At 38.0% G+C, this 16,917-nt stretch carries 16 protein-coding genes; 2 read left to right on the top strand and 14 right to left on the bottom strand.

The window, feature by feature from the left end; all coding sequences use genetic code 11:
- Window positions 1-597 precede the first annotated feature (597 nt).
- The 13 genes from traG to ACFILD_RS08150 form a co-directional block, all read right to left on the bottom strand.
- Window positions 598-2,514 carry a Ti-type conjugative transfer system protein TraG gene (traG, locus tag ACFILD_RS08210; protein ID WP_375665037.1) on the bottom strand — a complete coding sequence of 639 codons (1,917 nt, stop codon included), beginning with the start codon at window positions 2,512-2,514 and terminating at the stop codon, window positions 598-600.
- A 155-nt stretch (window positions 2,515-2,669) separates the two neighbouring features.
- The gene (locus ACFILD_RS08205; RefSeq protein WP_375665035.1) at window positions 2,670-4,301 is read right to left on the bottom strand and encodes a BID domain-containing T4SS effector; all 1,632 of its coding nucleotides are present in this window, start codon (window positions 4,299-4,301) and stop codon (window positions 2,670-2,672) included.
- A gap of 10 nt (window positions 4,302-4,311) precedes the next feature.
- On the bottom strand, window positions 4,312-4,485 hold the full coding sequence (locus ACFILD_RS08200) for an antitoxin VbhA family protein (RefSeq protein ID WP_275065231.1): 174 nt from the start codon (window positions 4,483-4,485) through the stop codon (window positions 4,312-4,314).
- A gap of 107 nt (window positions 4,486-4,592) precedes the next feature.
- Complete coding sequence (gene virB11, locus ACFILD_RS08195) at window positions 4,593-5,663, bottom strand: P-type DNA transfer ATPase VirB11 (protein ID WP_375665033.1); 1,071 nt, start codon at window positions 5,661-5,663, stop codon at window positions 4,593-4,595.
- Window positions 5,660-6,820: a type IV secretion system protein VirB10 gene (gene virB10 / locus ACFILD_RS08190; protein ID WP_375631334.1), complete on the bottom strand. Its 1,161-nt coding sequence runs from the start codon at window positions 6,818-6,820 to the stop codon at window positions 5,660-5,662. The genes virB11 and virB10 overlap by 4 nt, the downstream gene beginning before the upstream one ends.
- Complete coding sequence (gene virB9, locus ACFILD_RS08185) at window positions 6,813-7,679, bottom strand: P-type conjugative transfer protein VirB9 (protein ID WP_273790957.1); 867 nt, start codon at window positions 7,677-7,679, stop codon at window positions 6,813-6,815. Before virB9 ends, virB10 begins: the two co-directional genes overlap by 8 nt.
- Window positions 7,676-8,380: a virB8 family protein gene (locus tag ACFILD_RS08180; RefSeq protein WP_273790958.1), complete on the bottom strand. Its 705-nt coding sequence runs from the start codon at window positions 8,378-8,380 to the stop codon at window positions 7,676-7,678. Before ACFILD_RS08180 ends, virB9 begins: the two co-directional genes overlap by 4 nt.
- Complete coding sequence (locus tag ACFILD_RS08175) at window positions 8,334-8,648, bottom strand: type IV secretion system protein VirB7 (protein WP_273790959.1); 315 nt, start codon at window positions 8,646-8,648, stop codon at window positions 8,334-8,336. The genes ACFILD_RS08180 and ACFILD_RS08175 overlap by 47 nt, the downstream gene beginning before the upstream one ends.
- 210 nt (window positions 8,649-8,858) lie before the next feature.
- A complete protein-coding gene (locus tag ACFILD_RS08170) occupies window positions 8,859-9,836 on the bottom strand; it encodes a type IV secretion system protein (RefSeq protein WP_273790982.1) in 978 nt (325 codons plus the stop codon).
- Complete coding sequence (locus ACFILD_RS08165; protein ID WP_375643566.1) at window positions 9,823-10,308, bottom strand: type IV secretion system protein VirB5; 486 nt, start codon at window positions 10,306-10,308, stop codon at window positions 9,823-9,825. The genes ACFILD_RS08170 and ACFILD_RS08165 overlap by 14 nt, the downstream gene beginning before the upstream one ends.
- Window positions 10,305-12,659, bottom strand: coding sequence for a VirB4 family type IV secretion/conjugal transfer ATPase (locus ACFILD_RS08160; RefSeq protein WP_375637760.1), 2,355 nt, complete (start codon window positions 12,657-12,659; stop codon window positions 10,305-10,307). The genes ACFILD_RS08165 and ACFILD_RS08160 overlap by 4 nt, the downstream gene beginning before the upstream one ends.
- A gap of 22 nt (window positions 12,660-12,681) precedes the next feature.
- Window positions 12,682-12,990, bottom strand: coding sequence for a type IV secretion system protein VirB3 (locus ACFILD_RS08155; RefSeq protein WP_273723684.1), 309 nt, complete (start codon window positions 12,988-12,990; stop codon window positions 12,682-12,684).
- Complete coding sequence (locus ACFILD_RS08150; RefSeq protein ID WP_273790962.1) at window positions 12,991-13,311, bottom strand: TrbC/VirB2 family protein; 321 nt, start codon at window positions 13,309-13,311, stop codon at window positions 12,991-12,993.
- A 398-nt stretch (window positions 13,312-13,709) separates the two neighbouring features.
- Here ACFILD_RS08150 and ACFILD_RS08145 point away from each other — a divergent pair, with 398 nt between their 5' ends.
- Both ACFILD_RS08145 and ACFILD_RS08140 read left to right on the top strand, forming a co-directional pair.
- Window positions 13,710-14,435 carry a hypothetical protein gene (locus ACFILD_RS08145; RefSeq protein WP_273790963.1) on the top strand — a complete coding sequence of 242 codons (726 nt, stop codon included), beginning with the start codon at window positions 13,710-13,712 and terminating at the stop codon, window positions 14,433-14,435.
- Between the two features lie 1,080 nt (window positions 14,436-15,515).
- A complete protein-coding gene (locus ACFILD_RS08140) occupies window positions 15,516-15,617 on the top strand; it encodes a hypothetical protein (RefSeq protein WP_375662725.1) in 102 nt (33 codons plus the stop codon).
- A gap of 432 nt (window positions 15,618-16,049) precedes the next feature.
- Here ACFILD_RS08140 and ACFILD_RS08135 read toward each other — a convergent pair.
- On the bottom strand, window positions 16,050-16,917 hold an 868-nt coding region (locus ACFILD_RS08135; protein ID WP_375665031.1), incomplete at its 5' end, for a tyrosine-type recombinase/integrase.

The following is a 16,917-nucleotide window of genomic DNA, read 5'->3' as shown; positions in this document are numbered from 1 at the left end:
TTGCTCTTATTGTATTGCGCTGTTCTAAGATCCATAAGAGAGAAAACTCTTTCTTTGGTTGGGAGAAAAGCCTTTTTCAGCGCTTTATCATTAAAATAGAACACTTTATGATATCGTAAAGGGGGAAAAGCTTGTATAAGAATGATTTATTCATTTTGATGTATATCTTAAATGTTTTTTGGGAAAAATCGATGTTCTTGAGTGTGGGTGTTTTGAGAGTTCTTGTCTCAAAGATCAATCTTTTGTTTTTCTTAAGTCTTGATATTGGGGATTAGCGTTGTGAAATGTTTTTGGTTGTTTGTAGGGGATAAATTATACACAAAAAGCTTTGTAGGAATGTATTTGCAGACTTTCCCAAGTGGAGATGTTGGTTTAGTTATAGGTGATTTGAGGGGGTGGTATTTTTATAAAGATGATGGGCGCTGGTAAAACGATACACAAAATACAAAAAGGAAAAAACACGGATTTTTTTATCATGTTTTCCTTATATGTGTGAGGAAGCGTTCAAAAACTTTTTGTTAACGGGTTTTTAAAAAATAGAAATCTATGTTGTTTTTGTGGTTGTTCTTTTCATAGTCAAGATCTCATAATAGGAGGTTAGTTTTTCTTTTGTGGGGCAAAGCGGTTTTTTGCAGCTGCGGCTAACATTTCTTTTCTTCTGAAATAAATGGCGCGACCACATCGCAAAGGGGGGTGTCCTTGCATAAGAATAATTTGTTCATCTTGACGCATTTCTTGAATAACTTCATGGGGTAAAATCAGGGCTCTTTGTTGGTAATTGACGTTGTATGAACTCTTTCCTAAGGATAAGCCTCTTGATTTGCTTGTTCCGGTGACTTCAACGGTCATTTGGCCACAGCGTTCTGAAATGTCTTTGGCTGTTTGGAGGTCTTTAATGGCAGCATAGCTGACAAAAGAGCAGCTTTCAAACCATGAGCGTGCTCCGGCTTCTCCAAAGTGATTGACCAACTGACCAGAGGATTGATAAAAAAGCATTAAGGATGTACCGTATTTACGTCCACGATCGCGTGCTTCTTCTAAAATATTCATATAGCCTAGAAGATCAACTTCATCTAAGACAAATAAAACACGCTTTTTATAGTTACCGTCTGCTGTAACCATGGCATTGAGAAAGGCGCCAATAATTACACGTCCAATAGCTGGATAACTGTTTAAAATGCTTGCGGGGAGATTGAGAAAAACATCTGTATTGCCATTTGCAATATCTGAGGAAAAAAAATCATCTCCGCAGACAAGATCTGCGTAATTGGACAAAGAAAGCCATTGGGTATCTTTTGAGGCGGTTGTATAGACTCCTGAAAAGGTTTGTTCTGCCATTTCTGTAAAAATACCAACCATTTCACGAATAAAAGGAGAAGGTGTTGTTTCTTGAATCATGCGTAATTGATTAACAACAGCTGTTTCTGATTGAGAGAGAATGCCACGCAATGTTTTTAAATTGCGCTCGTTGTCTTCATATTCATCAGAAAATACAACGTGAGCAAGAAGAGCTGTTAATAAATTATGGGCTTGTGTCGAGAAATATTCTGCTGAAGAATTGTCTGATTTTTTATCTGTAAGGAGCAACTTGGAAAAGCTTACAATATTCGCTTCGCGTTGTGTGCGGGGTACGCTGTCGTCTAAAAGCCAATCGATGACATTAAAATTTTTTGTTAAAAATGAATTAGGATCGAGAACAATGACATTTCTATTCCCCATCTTTTGACGCGCAAATTTGACCATTGGGGCAACTTCTGTTGAAGGATCAAGACAAACAATAGACCCTGGATAGGTTAAACACGTAGGAACTACTGTACTTGTGGTTTTATAGCCACCAGAACCAGCAAAAAAGATCATATGAGTTGAACCAAAATCAAGATTAAAGGTTAGCAAAGGGGCTGTTCCACCCTTTCCCCATGTTGTTTTATTGCCAGGCGCAAAGGGAATTTTGCACACATTATCTTGATCAACACGGTATCTTTCACCCACAACAATTTGCCCATTGGCAGGAAAGATTTTTGCTGCCTCTCTTAAATTCATCCAAGAGGCCTCACCAAAAACACCTTTTTTTGCACGCTTGACCTTATTTTTAGGTGGAGAGGTTGTTATGAATTGAATGATGGAAAGAAAACCACCAATTATGATGCCAAAGACAACCATGGGGTCCATGAATTGAAGCGCATAGCTCCACGTTATTCCTTGTTGGCCAACATAGGGACTTAAACGTTTTATTTCACCACCAATATAGTAAAGAGCGGTTGTTCCAAAAAAAACAACGGAGACAAAAGTGATTGTTTTACGTAAGTGCAGTTTTTGCGACAGACTATACAACAATGAAACAGCAGCCGTTAGTGCTAAGACTAATAAAGGCTCAGAACGAAGAGTCCAATAAATTTGATCGCTCTTTAGTCCATTTGTTATTAACAGTAAAAAATGAGGGACAAGGAATATCGTTAAAGCACCTAAAGCGATTGGTGTTAAAATAAGTACCATTTGTGTTTTGGTATATTTCATTGTATTTTACTCTCAATTCTATCAGAATATGTTGCGAAATGCTCTTTTTCAGGTACGTGATATTAACTCTCATCTCTTTTTGCAAAGGTGCAGATAACGCCAAACAGTTTTCGTTTATGAGCCTTTCTCATCAAGGAGGAAGGTTTTATCCATTCTTAGCAGGCCATAGCGAATGCTTTGGAATGGCGCATTGTGCATATTTGTGCTTGCTGATGTACTTCTTTGGTTTGCTTAATAATTTGTGTAATTTGTTTGGCTTTATTTTCTGATACACCAATGCTTTGAGCCAGTGTTTCATAATCATTATTTTGAACTGCTTTATGTTCATTTGGTGAAAGACGGGTGTTGATCTTTTTTACAAAGTTGCTGAGCTCTTTTTGACATAAAGAATTTTTTGCTAAAGCTTCTTGCTGTAATTCTTTTGGCAAGGCGAGGAGATCTTGCAAGCTTTGACTTGGCATTTCTATTGTTTTTGCAAGGCGACTTTGTTCTGTTGCATGTTCTTGCGTGATTTCCTTTTCAGCATATTTTACAGCATACGCGAAATTTGCAACGGCAGTACAGAGCATACCAATATGATTTTTAGCGTTTGCACGTGCCTGATTTTGTAGTCCATATAAACTGAAACCTGCAAGACGAGAAACAGAGCTCGGTGCCCTTTCAATCTTGTTGGCGAGCTGTTGGCCTAAGCTTGGATTTTTGATGATTTCTACCATCTGTTTGTCTAATGTTTTTGTATTACCATAAACAATTTTTGACAGTTTCTGGACCTGTTTTAGGCTTACGTGGACACAGGCATCTTCTGCAACCATTTGGGCCGTTTCATTTTTTGTCAAAGGGGCTAATTTCTCTTCTGGAATGAGAATGCTTTCAAGCTCTTTTGTTTCGGGAACGGTAAAGGTAAATTTATCACCGGGTTTTAATGTTTTGAGTTGTTCTGGTGTGAGATGTTCTTTATTGCCGATAATGTAAGCTCCTTTTACATTGCAGGCAAAGCTGTTAAGACCAGCACCTCTATAGGTGCCCGTGTAGGTTTCACCTTCCTTTGTGACCATAACAGGGCGATCATTCACACTACGCCCAAGTTCTTTCGTGTTGCTCATGAATTCCTTTAAAAGAGGTATTTTATTGGGATTAGAGATATCGTCAAACAGATGTTGCATTGGTTCTAGATTGTCATTTTGTATTGCTGCAACACTAGCAACCAACATGCGTTCTTTTGTAACCAGTGAAAAATCAAGCTGATGCCCTGCGGCTTTGGCAAGATTTTCAAAAAAGATCCGTTGTGTACGTCCGTTGCCTTCTCTAAAGGGGTGTGTATAGTTGAGAGAGGCAAATATTTTGGCTGCTTCATAAGCAAATTCTTTGCATGATAAATCCTGCAAATTATTTTTTTCGGCAAGCGTTTGATCTAATTTTTGTAAACCTTCTTGTAATTCGCTACCGACTGCAAAATTTGTTATTTTTTTCATTACTGGAGCGACGGCAGTAGTACCATCTTCAAATGTAAAGGGAACATTGCGGGTTTGTCCAGCCCATTCAAAGGTATTTTCAAATAGACATTGATGAATAAGGCATAGATAGGAGCTATCAAACTTTTCTGGTAAGGGGGCTTCACGCAGATTAACCATCGCTTTTGCTGAATCATGCGCACATCTTGCCGTAAAAGCGTCAAGGTTTGTTATTCCATATTTATTTTTTAATGTTTTGCTTTTAGGATACATATAATGTTCAGGGGAAGGCACTGTGGATGTCACATCTGTTTTTTTTAATTTTTCTTTTGGCATTGTAGCTTCCTTATAATGTCGTGTTGTCCATAAGAGTATTAAATTCCTCGAGTGAAATATTCCCCTTTGCGTATTCTTCTAAAATTTTCAACGTTTTGGAATGAAGCGCTATTCCCTCTATTGCATGGGTGCTGATGGCTGCTTCAACGGCTTCACGGCGTTTTTTTAATTCTTCTTCTGTCATCGATAAAAGATTTTCTCTGTTTTCTGTTTCTTTGGTTTTCACGCATTTTTCCTTTTATTTGCAATCGTTTCTTTAAAAGAGCCTTTGGCAGCCGGTGTGATCTTCCTTTAGTCCCCTCCAAAGATGTTTCGTTGTTTGAAGGGATCGTAATAAATTTCTGTGACTTTAAATTTTCCTTCAATCCGTTTGCATTGGATGATGATATCAATCATTGAAATCAACAGTCCTCGAATATCATCACGCTCTAAATCACCACCGCCTTCACTTTCTTTGACCAAAAGGGTCATCTGCTCAAAGGCTGCAAGGGCTGTTGAGGCATGAACCGTTGTAATGGAGCCTGGATGACCTGAATTGACATTGCGGATATAATAAAAGGCTGTACCATCTCGAAGTTCTTGCAAAAGAATACGATCAGGACGCATCCGTAAAGATGATTCAAGCAACTCTTTGGGGCCAACGGAGGCTAAGCCTTGTCCATCTTTTGAATAGAACATTGAGACATGGTTAGGGTGTGGTATCACCAATTCTTGTGTGTCTTCGATGGTGATAATACGCTCTTCTTGAGGGATTTTTGCGATTAATGCTTTTGATAATGTTGTTTTACCCGAACCGGTTTTTCCCGCAATTAAAATATTTTTTTGGCATTCTACAGCTTGATTTAAAAAGGAGACAAAGTCTTTATTACAGTAGGCATGAGCTAAGTTATGCTCGATGATTTTGAGTTCGTTAAAACGAGAATGATAGTCATGCAAGGGCGTGAAAGATACCCGTTCACATAGCGAGAAGAGGCCCTTATTTGCGAGCTCTTCGAGAGAAAAACTCTGCGATGACGGTTTACGAATTGTCATACTAATCGTGTCTTTTTCGACAGCGGGCGGAATGACAATTTGAATACGCTCATTGCCTGGTAGCGTTGCAGATAATATTGGGTTTTTGTCCGATATGTTTTGCTTGGAATAGGATGCGACAACTTTCGCAATCCCCATAAGCTCATTAAAAGAGAGAGCCGGAGCTTCTATTATTTTCCATCCATCAAACCCTTCAGTCATTACTTGATAGGGACGATTGATAACAATTTCAAAGAGACTATCATCTTTCAAAAAAGTACTGATGGGTTCAAGTTTTGTGAGAACAATCGCAACGGTTTCATCGCTCATGGTATGTAAGTTTGAGTTCATTCTAAAGTTACCGCCGAATTTTTGTAAAAGTTTCTTGAAACAGCTCGATTGATAATCTGTTTTTTGTTTTCGATGACTTTCAATTTATAAACGCTGGAAAAATCTAAATCGCGGGCAACAAAGATATTCACCATTTCCCCTTGGTTTTTGGATAATGTTGGAGGAATATTGGCGTAATTTTCTACGAGAATGTTTGCGATGTTTTGTCCTGAAGAGACTGTTTCAGTTTCTTCTTTTTCCTGTTTTTTTGATAAACGTTTATTGGCATAGTGTGTTACATCTTTTATTAGTGATACAAGAAGCGCAGACCCAATCCTCTCAAGCCAATGGTTATCAATATCTCCATCCATACCAGAACGCCCTAAAGCATCCGTTGCCGGTGAAGCTAAGGATATAATGATACCATTGGGGGTTTTTGCTCTATTCCATAGTACAAAGAGACGTGTTTGGCCTTTTTTCAATCCGGCGCGATATTCACCAACAATTTGGGTGCCTTTATCAAGAAGGACAACACGACCATTGTCTGATAAGATATCTCTGGAAACAATACAACTGGCAAAACCTTGTTGATCACTGTTGATGGCTGTTTCTAAAATACAAGGGATAGACGTTCCCATCGCGATGATGTAGTTTCGATTGCCAAGGGTTGAAGCACGAATACCTTCAAGCACTGTGGGTTTAAGAAGATGATTAAAACGTTGTGTTATTTCATCAGGTTTGCTTTCAAGTTGGTGAGGCAAAACACCATTATTTGTTTGTGAATTTATTTTGCCTTGTTGTGTACTTGCATAAGCTAATACAGGAGCACGTTGTGCTGCTTCCAGCAGTGAGTTATCAGAATTTAATTGATTGATGTTTGGTGTTGGTAGCTCGACTTTTGGTAATAGAGCGTTATTTCGTTGAGGCTGTTCAAAGGGGGGAGGGGTAGGCTTTGCAGGGCGAAAAAGCTCTGTTTGTTTTATAACGTTTCCTTCTTTTGAAGATTCAATTGGTTGTTTTTTGTCTGTAACAAGTGTTGAATAGGCTAAATAAAGACAGACACTGAAAAGAATAATAAGAGCAATAGCTTTCCCCACATTGTTCTGTTGACTTTTCCCTTGAGCATTTTTTATTGTATCGCGATCATTAATGCTTTTTTCATCCACGGTGTTATTCATGGCTGCTTCCTAGGTTCATTTTACGTTGTACAGATGGTGATGTCGTACCTGTTTCAGGATTAATTCCTTCTGGTACGAACCTTTTATTAAAGATGCACAATACTTCATTCCCACGTCGTAACGTGAATTGTGCACCTGTTGCATGAACAATAACTTTGTTGCCTTTAATCGATTTGGGAATAAGCGCTTCTTGCCCATCAGGCGATACAATGTAAATGGCAGGGATTTCAATGTTGCCTAAAAAGATAAAGGTTGTTGTTTTCCCATTATCATAGACAGAAGCGGGTTCAATAAGGGAAGAGCCTTGGGCTTCATAAGCCCAATTGCGTGGTCCAAAATCTTCATGGATATTTAAAATATCATTGACAAAGTTTTCTTCACGTTGTTTTTCTTTTTCTGCTTCGGCTAATTTCTTACGTAATGCTTCATCTTCTGGGTAACGAAACTTTACCAAGAAATACGTCTCATTGCCGGCTGAAACATCACCTTCACGGACTTGTAGCTCGAATTGATAAGAGCGTTGTGTTCCATCTTGGCGGCTTGTGACAATTTGTAAATTGGTCACAGGTTGGACTTCACGTGGTTTGAGAAAAACAAAGTGTCCAGCCGGAGCAACTTGCCAAGCAACCGAATTTCCAATTCCTACATAGGTTACTTCTTCATCAACGGCAAATTCTAGTTGAACCGAAGAGCGAATGGAGCCAATGATTTGTACGACGTTGTAGGGGTCATAATTGACAAATCTGATGCGGTTATCTTTACGTGCACTGACAGGCGCTGTTTCTGCAAGTGAGAGAACTGTGTGAAAGCTGAAAGTGATCGTAAAAATTAAAGAGATTGTTTGTAAAAGTCTGATCATTTTATCACCTCTGGATCAGATCTATATTCCGATACTTGAAAACCAAGAGGGTTGATAAGACGATCAGACGTTGAAATGTGTGCGTTCACGTAGGAAAAATTTAAGATTGAAATCCAATGGGAAATATTTTCTTTTTCATTAAAGTCTCTGATCGTTTTATAGTAACGAACTTGGATAAGATCTTTGCTTATAAAAGAGATTGATTTGATTGTGACCGTAGCAATCATGTTATGATAAATATTTTGCGGACTTTCTGGATTATTGCCCGCGTACCATTTTGCAAAACGGTTTTGTTCTTTTGGAGAAGATAAAAGAGAAACTAAGCGAAAATTGTTTTCTGCTTCGGATGCTTGAAAACCTTCACGAGCACGAACATATTGGCTGGCAAAATAACGCGTTATCGCTTCATCATAGTCGTTAGGGGATTCTTTTAGGGCGCTTACAGTATCAATAATGCCTGTTGAGTTATCAACGCGGATAACAAAAGGCTCTACTGTTTTCAAAGGCGTCAAAGCTGCGACAGCTAAAGCCAGCGCAATCGTCATCAATCCCAAAAGCACTGTTAAAGCCATGGAAATTTTCATCCGCACGCGCATGCTATGCATGCGATCAATGTCAAATGAGCGCGCTTCTTTTATATATTCTTCAAGGGCATCACTTTTCACGCATAACCTCCACTTTTTTATCAGATCGTGCTTCATGAATAACCGGCTTTAATAAAGCTGAATTGAGTGCCAAATTGGCTGTTACCTTTTCACTTTCCAAAGTATTGAGAATGATGGGAGTGGTAACAGGCTTTACGCTCTTTTCTGAGTGGACAACGTTTTTATTGTCCCAATTCCACTTATCTTTATTTAAAGCACGTGTATGTTTGCCATTACAGCGTGGTGGTTTTTTAGGGCCACTCAAAGAGGCACAACCAGTAAGAGCGATTGTTAGGACCATAACAAAAGTTATTTTTCGTTTCATTTTTTGAACTCACAAATATCTTGGAATACAATGCATGAGAGCCTTTATTCTGAACATTTTTACAAATTTATATGATGCAAGATTTTGATTGGTTTTGTTGTAAGACCCAAGATGCTAGATCTTTCATGGAAAAAGATCATGGTGCGTGCGCCAAAGGGCGCACGCAAGGCAAAAACAAAAATGCTTATTCTTTTAAAGAGGTGCTTTATCTTAAAATCGACCACGTCCACCTCCGGATCTTCCTGCTTTTGCCGCCGCACCTGCCGCACCTTTACCGGCAGCTCCTGAGATTTGTAAAGTGGCACTTTTTATTGCATTCCCACTCGCTCTTGCACTATTGGCAAGCATTGTGAAAACCTGTCCTCCTGAAGAGACAGCAGTGTTAAAGTATGGTCCGCCAGAGGCCAGCGCTGTTGCAATACCGGGAAGCGCACGGAAGATAATAACCCCTATGATCGAAATGACGATGACAGGGGGGAAAAGAACATAGATTGATTCATATGAAACTTTGAGAACCTGTAGGATAACTTGACATATAATGGTTCCAAGCATGATCACGAGAACTTGTAAAATGGTAAAATTGATCAAAGTTGTAATCCATGCATCGGAGTATTTTCGCGTTGCATTGAACAAATACAAACTAATGAATAGAGGACCAAGACCTATAATCATGACGAGTGCAACTTGTGCAAACATTTGCACAATAAAACCACCTATACAAAAAAGAATAACCGCGAGAAGCATGATAGAACCAAGAAGACCCACAATGATCTTTTCAAAAAACCAAGCATTGTATAAGACTTCTTGATAGCGCGAACTTGCCTTTAACAAAATATAATCAAAAACATTGGAGCTTGCAGGATTGCTGTTAAGCGCATTCCCAATAGCGTTGGATAAATCTTTGAAGAAAATATCCTTGACGTAAGTATTAAATGTATCCGCATTCGTTGCCATTGTTGTAACAACAACGATTTTAACAACATTATTGAGAAGACTATGCATGGAAAGCGCAACGCGACCTGTCATAACATTATAGCCATAAAGAAAGATAAAAATGATTGCAGCGAGATTTAAGGGCGCTGAAATAGCAGAAGATAGCCCACTCACCGTTGTGTCCATCACATTATCTAAGGGTTTTAAAATATACCCAGAAACGCTTTCAAAGGGAGAAAAACTAAAGTCTGACATTTGTATTCGTACTTTCAAGTTTTTCTTTTAATTGTTTTTCTTTTTCTTTTAATTGTGCCTCAAGATGTTTATGCTTTTGTTGTTCCTTTTCTTCACGTAATTCATCTTTTGTTTTCGTATCTCTTGCTTGAATCATATCGAGAGACTGAAGTTTTAAAGAACTTACTTGAAGATCTGCTTGAAGAAGAGAAAGCTTTACTTGAATCTCTTGTCGAAGGGTTTGCAATTCTTCGGGTTTTGTGTCTGGTTTTGATTTAATATTTTCAAGTTGATTACTTATTTCTTTAATTTTTTTTGCAGTATCTGTTGCACTTTTATAAATGGTTTCAGCTGTTTCTGATTTTGCAGCATCTAATTTTTGTGTGTTCTCGAGTGCTTGTTTATAATATTCCTCCGCATCGGGTGTCGTTTGTGATATTGCATGAGAAATAAAAGAAAAAGATAACAGTGTAACTAAGCCATATTTTTTCATTGATTTTTTCTCCTTTGATAAAATATGGGCAGCCATTTGTCAGGGTCAGCTCCATATTCGTTGATAATTTCATTCATGAGTTCAATGTTTTTTGTTGTGCCGCTTAAAACGGCGATCTCATCATTCATTCCACGTAAGTTAAGTTCTGCAACAACGGAACTTTGCCCCTGTTTGACGAGAAAACGACGGGATTCTCTGCTTAATTCTGACTGTATCAGTTCAAATTCACGCTCAGTAAGTTTGAAAGCTTCGACATAATCATTATAATTTGCTTTTTGATTTGGAAAAAATATTTGAGTGGGGCACTGCTCAATAATTGTGTGCGCGATTGTTGAGTTCAAAGCATCTTTAGGGCTTTGTGTTGCAAAGAGCATCATGCCATTTTGTTTACGGATTGTTTTTAGCCGATCTTGAGCAAAAGCTTTGAATGAATCATCTTCCAAAGCTTTCCAGAATTCATCAACGACAATAATGATGCGCCGCCCATCAATCAAATCAAGAATGCGGTGAAAGAGATACATCATTAAGGGACGCCGAATTTCTTCATTGTCTAAGAAATCGGTCATGTCATATCCAATGAATTGCGCATTTAAATTGAGATCATCTTGATCATTATCAAAAACCCATCCTAAATCATTGCCTCTAATCCAGCGTTGCAGCCGTATGGCAATCCCTTCTTTGGATGTGTTGTCAAAAAACAGTTGAAGTGCACCAAGAGAGCGCTGGGTTGGGGGTAAGTTTTCTAAGGAATCAATAGCTTTGGCGATATCTTGTCGCTCTTCTTCTGTTACGATTTGCCCTTCAGCGCTTACCAGCTTTAAGATCCAATTACGAAGAAAGATTTTATTTTTTTCGGTGTATTCCATGCCCTTTAAGGGAGCAATACCCGTGGGCTGCCCATTTTTTAAAGGTTTGTATTTCCCTCCTCCAGCCCGTACAAAAATCTCTGCTCCTTGATCTTTATCAAAAAAAACCATTGTTGGATTGTGTTTTTGTAATTGTGCAAGAAGAAAATTAACAATCACTGTTTTACCGGATCCCGATGGACCACAAACAAACGTGTTTCCAAGATCGCCATAATGAAAATTAAAATAGTAAGGTGAACCAGCCTGTGTTTTTAGCAATGCGACAGCAGCTCCCCAAACATTATCGTTCAGTTTGCCAACGGGAAAAGAATGGAAAGGCGATAAAGCGGCAAAGTTTCTGCTAGTAATGGCGCCTGAACGCGCCCGATAGCTAAAGTTTCCAGGAAGCTGTGCCCACCATGCTGCTTCCAATCCTAAATCTTCTCTGGCAATCACCGCTCCTCCATTGGTTAAATGGGAACGTGCTTTTGATAAGTTTTCAGACAATATTTTGGGATGATCAGCAAAAACAGCTAAAGAAATGTGGTGTTCTCCCAAAACAAAACGGTTTGATTCTAAATCATCTAGCGCTTCATCTAGTGCATCGATTTGTGAGCTAGCACGGTCAGCTGCATTGATCATTTGATTTTGTTTGCGGCTCATAATTGCACTGGCGGCTGCCTTACTTTTAAAGACAAAGGATTGTGTTAAAATGAATTCAAATGGCACCGTAAGCAGACCATCAGTCATACCTGGGCGTGTTTTAGAAGGATACTCTTTCCATCCAAACATGCCCACAAAGCGTTCATTGCTTTCATGGCGAATTTCGATAATTTCTTTCCCAAAAATAACACGATCTGAGTAAATTGTTGAAGCAATAGTTCCAAATGTGAGAGGAATACGCTCACGTCTTCCCCCTACCAGCTGGTGGAGAAATTCACTTTGTTCGGAAAATAAAAGTCCTTCATGTTCATAGATTGATAACAGACGGACTTCATATTCTTCCAAACCTTGCATAAGATCTTGACTTAACTCTTCGAGTTTACGAATAGCTTCCTCATCGGGTTCAGATTGTGTTTTCTTCGCTTTGCTCAAGCGCTGAAAAAATGAAACCAGCTTTTCTGTTTTATCCGCTGCCGGATTCCAAAGCAGTGAAATAAACAAATCATTTCTATACAGTTCTTGTGAAACCATTTTCTTTTTATATTTTTCATCTAATGTTGTTGCAAAAGATGAAAGAAAATGACCTTCTGGGTATATCGTTTCACGGCGGCGGATGATGTGAGAATATAAAGCAAGCCGTTCGTCTGCGATATTTTTTAAAAGGGTGTTTAATTGGTTGTGTAAAGAATTTAATTGATCAATATCCGCAGTGTCAAAATTTATACCCTCAACAGCCAACACAACCATTAAACAGCGTGAATTTAAAGCAACGACATGTTGGTTGATGTAGCGTATATAGGGAATATATTCTTCAGGCAAAGTTTCCCGTTTCATTATTGACATCTGTTTCACCGGCTTCGTTCCTTCAGCTTAGTTCCTTATAAGTGCGGATAAGGCGTAAAGGGGAGGTCGAACCTCCTCCCCATCTGTTGAGGTTTTTTTGTTTTCCTCGGGTATTGAGCCATGCAAATAATACGCGAAATTGGTTGTGATCATACTTTGTCACTTCTCGCAAAATAAAGTGTATCCCAATCCCAAGACCAAACATGGTAAAATCACTGGTCAAAATGAAAAGAATGGATGTCGCCATGACATTAAGCGCCATCGCTTCCATTGTAACACCAGCAAACATGGCTGGGCGCGTACAGGCAAGGAAAAGAGTATCTTCGTTCATTTATGTTGTGCCCGCTAATTTACCAACGAGAGCAGGGGCACCAAAAACAATAGCAATCCCCAGAACACAGTAAGCTGCTTTGCGTAAGTCAATAAAGCCGTACATCCAACCAATCCCCACAGCAGCAACACATATAATTGCAATAAGCTTTGCCGTTGCACCCGTCATCATTGCGACAATGTTGCCTAAAACACCATCAAGATTCCCGAAACCACCTCCACTAGCAGCAGGAGCAGCATAAGAAAGATCAGATACAAAAACTGCCGTAAAAAGCAGCATGGTCACGATAAAAATGATGTTTTGGAATCTATTATCTGTCATTTTACCTCTCTTTAACAAATAATATTTGTTCATATGTCGACATTCCATTGCCTCTAACAAACTGGAGAGTGTTGTCATTTGATGACAGTTTAATTCTCCTCGTTTGTTTGTTTTAAAAGCCTTGATCGTGGATCTGTTCACTCTCAAGCTCTTCTTCTTAAAGAGACAGAAGTCTTTTCAAATTGAGATTGTGCTACATGAAAATGGCAATTTTAAGTTGTACTCGTTTGTAAAAATAACAATATTAAAACAATGCAAGAAGGAATATTATTCTTTACAAAGTGTAGTTAATATGCAACACAGATATTTGAATTTTTTCTTTAAAAACAAGGGGATTGCTGATAAATAATGTGAAAGGATAGAAAAACAATGAATTTTTTGAGCGAGCGTGTTAAGAAATGCTATTTAAATTGATTGTTATTGTTTACATTATGGGTTCCATAGTGTGGGGATTAAGCCAATATAAAGATAAAATGGATTTCAGCATTCTTAAAACATTTGAGACGCAAGATATACAAGATATTGTCGATCTCTATCGAGAAGAAAAAAAGTTGGGTAAATCTATCACCAAACAGCAATTAGAAAAAAATGAATCAGATCTCGATTTGCAGAAGAGTGTTTCATTAAACGATGTTGCAAATAATGCTGTTGTTTTTCATGGTAAGGCCTCTGTTACAAGTGGGGTTACATTTAAATTACTGACGCCTTCTGCACAATCTTGGCGATCACATATCATCCGTGATATTCATCTTTATGGTGTAGACACATGTGCACCCCGTCAAAAAGCAAGATTAAATGATCAAGAATGGCCCTGTGGTGTGGTTACAATGGCTTGGCTTGTCACCAAAACACTTGGGCAGGATTTATCCTGTAAACAGGCTTTGATGCACAATGGTGTTTATTATGCGCAATGTTTTGTTCAAGGGGTTGATTTAGCTGAGGCAGGTCTTACAGAAGGTATGTTGGTACTCTCAAAAGAGGGAAAAAATCCTATTCCAGCCCAGTATCATCATGCGGAAGAAAAAGCACGTGGCAACAAGATTGGTCTTTGGTCAAGTGATTTCACTGAACCTTTAAAATGGCGGAGAGATAATGGATCTTACAACCCCTTTGCAAGTCCGTGATTGGTTTTAACGAACATATTTACTTAAATCTTTATAGAGAAAGCTTTATCAATAAAATTGTACCAAACCATAGAGCAAATTTGAATAAACCGTGAGATTATTTTCGTTTATGAAGTAAATGGATGATACTTCCTTTTTCAGGGAGGTTTGCTCTCAAAATCGCTCTTCTATTTTTACTTATGTGTTTTATACAAGCAGGAAAACTTCATTGTTGGTGGCAAAGCATTTTTGAGTATTTGTGTTTGAAGGAGAAAGTGAGACGATAAAAAACGCTCAAGAAACGGATTTCTAGAGCGAAGTTGAAAAAGTAAAAAATGAACAGCCCCCAAAATGGGATAACGTTTGATATAACTGATAGAATATTTTACAATGCCTTAAAAGAATTCCTAGCAAAAGTTTTCTTCATCAGAATTTTATCTTCAGGATTGGATCACGTTTTTTACTTCTTTAAAAGTGATCAATCTGTTGCATTCCTTGAAAAACTTTCATAATTATCTGCTTCTAAATTCAGATTTCTAAAAGATGGATGGATTTCAAGTAGACTCTACACGAAGAAATCTTCGTAAAAATGATTTGCCTTGTTGATTGTTTTCTATGTACCATAAAACGTTTCTATTTAAGCATTCGATGGGGGAACAATAATCAACATACAAATAGGTAAAAAGAGCTCATACTTTTTTGTTATGGCTTTGTCACCCATTGATCGTGAGACTTAAGTATTATAATGCTCATAGGCTTTCTATAGGGCTAGGGGCGATTCCTATTGCAATGTAACTATTTGAAATCAGTTGGACAAAAGCATTAATGCGCCTTCTAATTTCGTCATTTGTGTTTAGTTTGGGCTCTTTCCTTCTCATTGTATTTTATGACAAACTCATATGATAGCTATTGTGAGCTCTTCTTTGCGTTATTTTACTCAGAGTGTTCACTTTGAAAGCAAGTCAGTGATAGTGAGGCTGTATTCTCATACAGTGTGAAAATTCAACCCTCATTTGGGGGGATGATATTAACAGATAAGATATTTAAAGAGGGATAAAATGAAAAAAAATTATTTTATTATGCACGGCTCTATTATTCGTCGTGGGGTGTGAAAAAAACTATAGCGTAGAAGATTTTAAAAAAGATGCAAAATTAAAAGAAGAATGGGGAATGAAGTGTTTTTTTTTCAGGACAAGCTGTTAAGGAATCTAAAAACTGTCAAAATGTCTTACAAGCAGATACTGAAATGTTTTTCTCGCCAAAGCTTGATGTTACAGACAGTGGTCATGCATCTCAACAGTAAAGTGTGATATAAAAATTCTAAAATAAAGAAGTTACGGCTCAACGAATGCTCGCTTCTTCAATTGTTATAGCGGAATTTTTTATCATTTTTCATCTTTCAGATGAGCTCCCTAAATCATATTCGCAATCCTATTGTTTGTTTCAACTTTATCAGATTGAGGATTATGATCATGAGAGAACTAGATACATTGTCTTATAGAAATATCTCTCAAGGTATCCAAGCCTATTTTGCGACGCTGTTCGTAAAGGGTATATAAAAAGCAAGTAAAATAAAATAGTTATGTCTAATATGGGGGAATAGGTGAATCTTGATTCTATTGAGTTTTTTTGCCTCTATCCCTCATCTTTTTGAAGCTTTTTTATCGCCTCTATAGCTAACCTTTTACGGTCTGCGCTCTTTGTGTAAAGAGATGCCATAGCATCATTTGTCCAGCCAAAGAGTGCTTTCAATTGTGATACTGTTGCACCAGAGTTAGCTGCGCGTGTTGCTGCTAATTTTCTTAATCCATGCGCCGATTTTTTAATTCCAGCAGCATTACAAGCGTCTCTAAATGTATCGCCAAAGCTTTCTTTGGAGAGTTTTTGATTAGTTTTACTACAGATGAATGTTTCTACTCCAATAGGACCAGCTTCAAGCGTTTTGGCTAATTCCGGTAAAATAGGTAGAAAGACATCTGTTTGGAATTTACTTTTCTCTGTCTTGAGATGAATAATATTGTCTTTGACATCTTTCCAGCCAATTCGTACCGCATCACCACGACGCAAGCCCGTATATAAAAGAACATCAATCCAGACACGTTCATGGGTACCATGATGCCATTTGTGATAATATTTCTCAACATCTTCTTCTGTCCAAACAGGAAAGCCGCTTTTATTTTTAAGAGGAGGTTTTTTGACGCCTAAAGTTGGATTATTTTCCAAAAGACCTTGATCAATTGCCCAATTAAAAAGTCCATTAAGGGCTTTCAGAAAGTTTCTAGCCATTGCTGGTGTTTCTTTACGCCGTTCAACACCGGCTATAATATGTTTCTTTTCAATTGCTTGGTATGGAATATTTCCTATGGAGTCGCATATCTTCATAAGAATGTATTCTTTTTGTTTCTTTGTAGTATTAGAGTAGCTATGCCAATTAGAGCTGTTAAAGTATTGTTTAAGCAGCCATGCAAATGAACCTTCAACAAGTTTACCGGTTTTTGATTTA

Source organism: Bartonella sp. CL162QHHD (assembly GCF_042195435.1).
Classification (GTDB): domain Bacteria; phylum Pseudomonadota; class Alphaproteobacteria; order Rhizobiales; family Rhizobiaceae; genus Bartonella.
This window is presented reverse-complemented; position numbering and strand designations above follow the sequence as displayed.

Bases quoted from the DNA above. Each gene is read 5' to 3' on its own strand.
- ACFILD_RS08150 (WP_273790962.1), bottom strand. From the start codon at position 13,311: ATGACAGATAATAGATTCCAAAACATCATTTTTATCGTGACCATGCTG.
- ACFILD_RS08200 (WP_275065231.1), bottom strand. From the start codon at position 4,485: ATGACAGAAGAAGAATTAAAAAAACGCCGTGAAGCCGTTGAAGCAGCC.
- ACFILD_RS08175 (WP_273790959.1), bottom strand. From the start codon at position 8,648: ATGAAACGAAAAATAACTTTTGTTATGGTCCTAACAATCGCTCTTACT.
- ACFILD_RS08205 (WP_375665035.1), bottom strand. From the start codon at position 4,301: ATGCCAAAAGAAAAATTAAAAAAAACAGATGTGACATCCACAGTGCCT.
- ACFILD_RS08180 (WP_273790958.1), bottom strand. From the start codon at position 8,380: ATGAAGCACGATCTGATAAAAAAGTGGAGGTTATGCGTGAAAAGTGAT.
- virB11 (WP_375665033.1), bottom strand. From the start codon at position 5,663: ATGAACTCAAACTTACATACCATGAGCGATGAAACCGTTGCGATTGTT.
- virB10 (WP_375631334.1), bottom strand. From the start codon at position 6,820: ATGAATAACACCGTGGATGAAAAAAGCATTAATGATCGCGATACAATA.
- ACFILD_RS08155 (WP_273723684.1), bottom strand. From the start codon at position 12,990: ATGAACGAAGATACTCTTTTCCTTGCCTGTACGCGCCCAGCCATGTTT.
- ACFILD_RS08160 (WP_375637760.1), bottom strand. From the start codon at position 12,659: ATGTCAATAATGAAACGGGAAACTTTGCCTGAAGAATATATTCCCTAT.
- virB9 (WP_273790957.1), bottom strand. From the start codon at position 7,679: ATGATCAGACTTTTACAAACAATCTCTTTAATTTTTACGATCACTTTC.
- traG (WP_375665037.1), bottom strand. From the start codon at position 2,514: ATGAAATATACCAAAACACAAATGGTACTTATTTTAACACCAATCGCT.
- ACFILD_RS08165 (WP_375643566.1), bottom strand. From the start codon at position 10,308: ATGAAAAAATATGGCTTAGTTACACTGTTATCTTTTTCTTTTATTTCT.
- ACFILD_RS08145 (WP_273790963.1), top strand. From the start codon at position 13,710: ATGCTATTTAAATTGATTGTTATTGTTTACATTATGGGTTCCATAGTG.
- ACFILD_RS08170 (WP_273790982.1), bottom strand. From the start codon at position 9,836: ATGTCAGACTTTAGTTTTTCTCCCTTTGAAAGCGTTTCTGGGTATATT.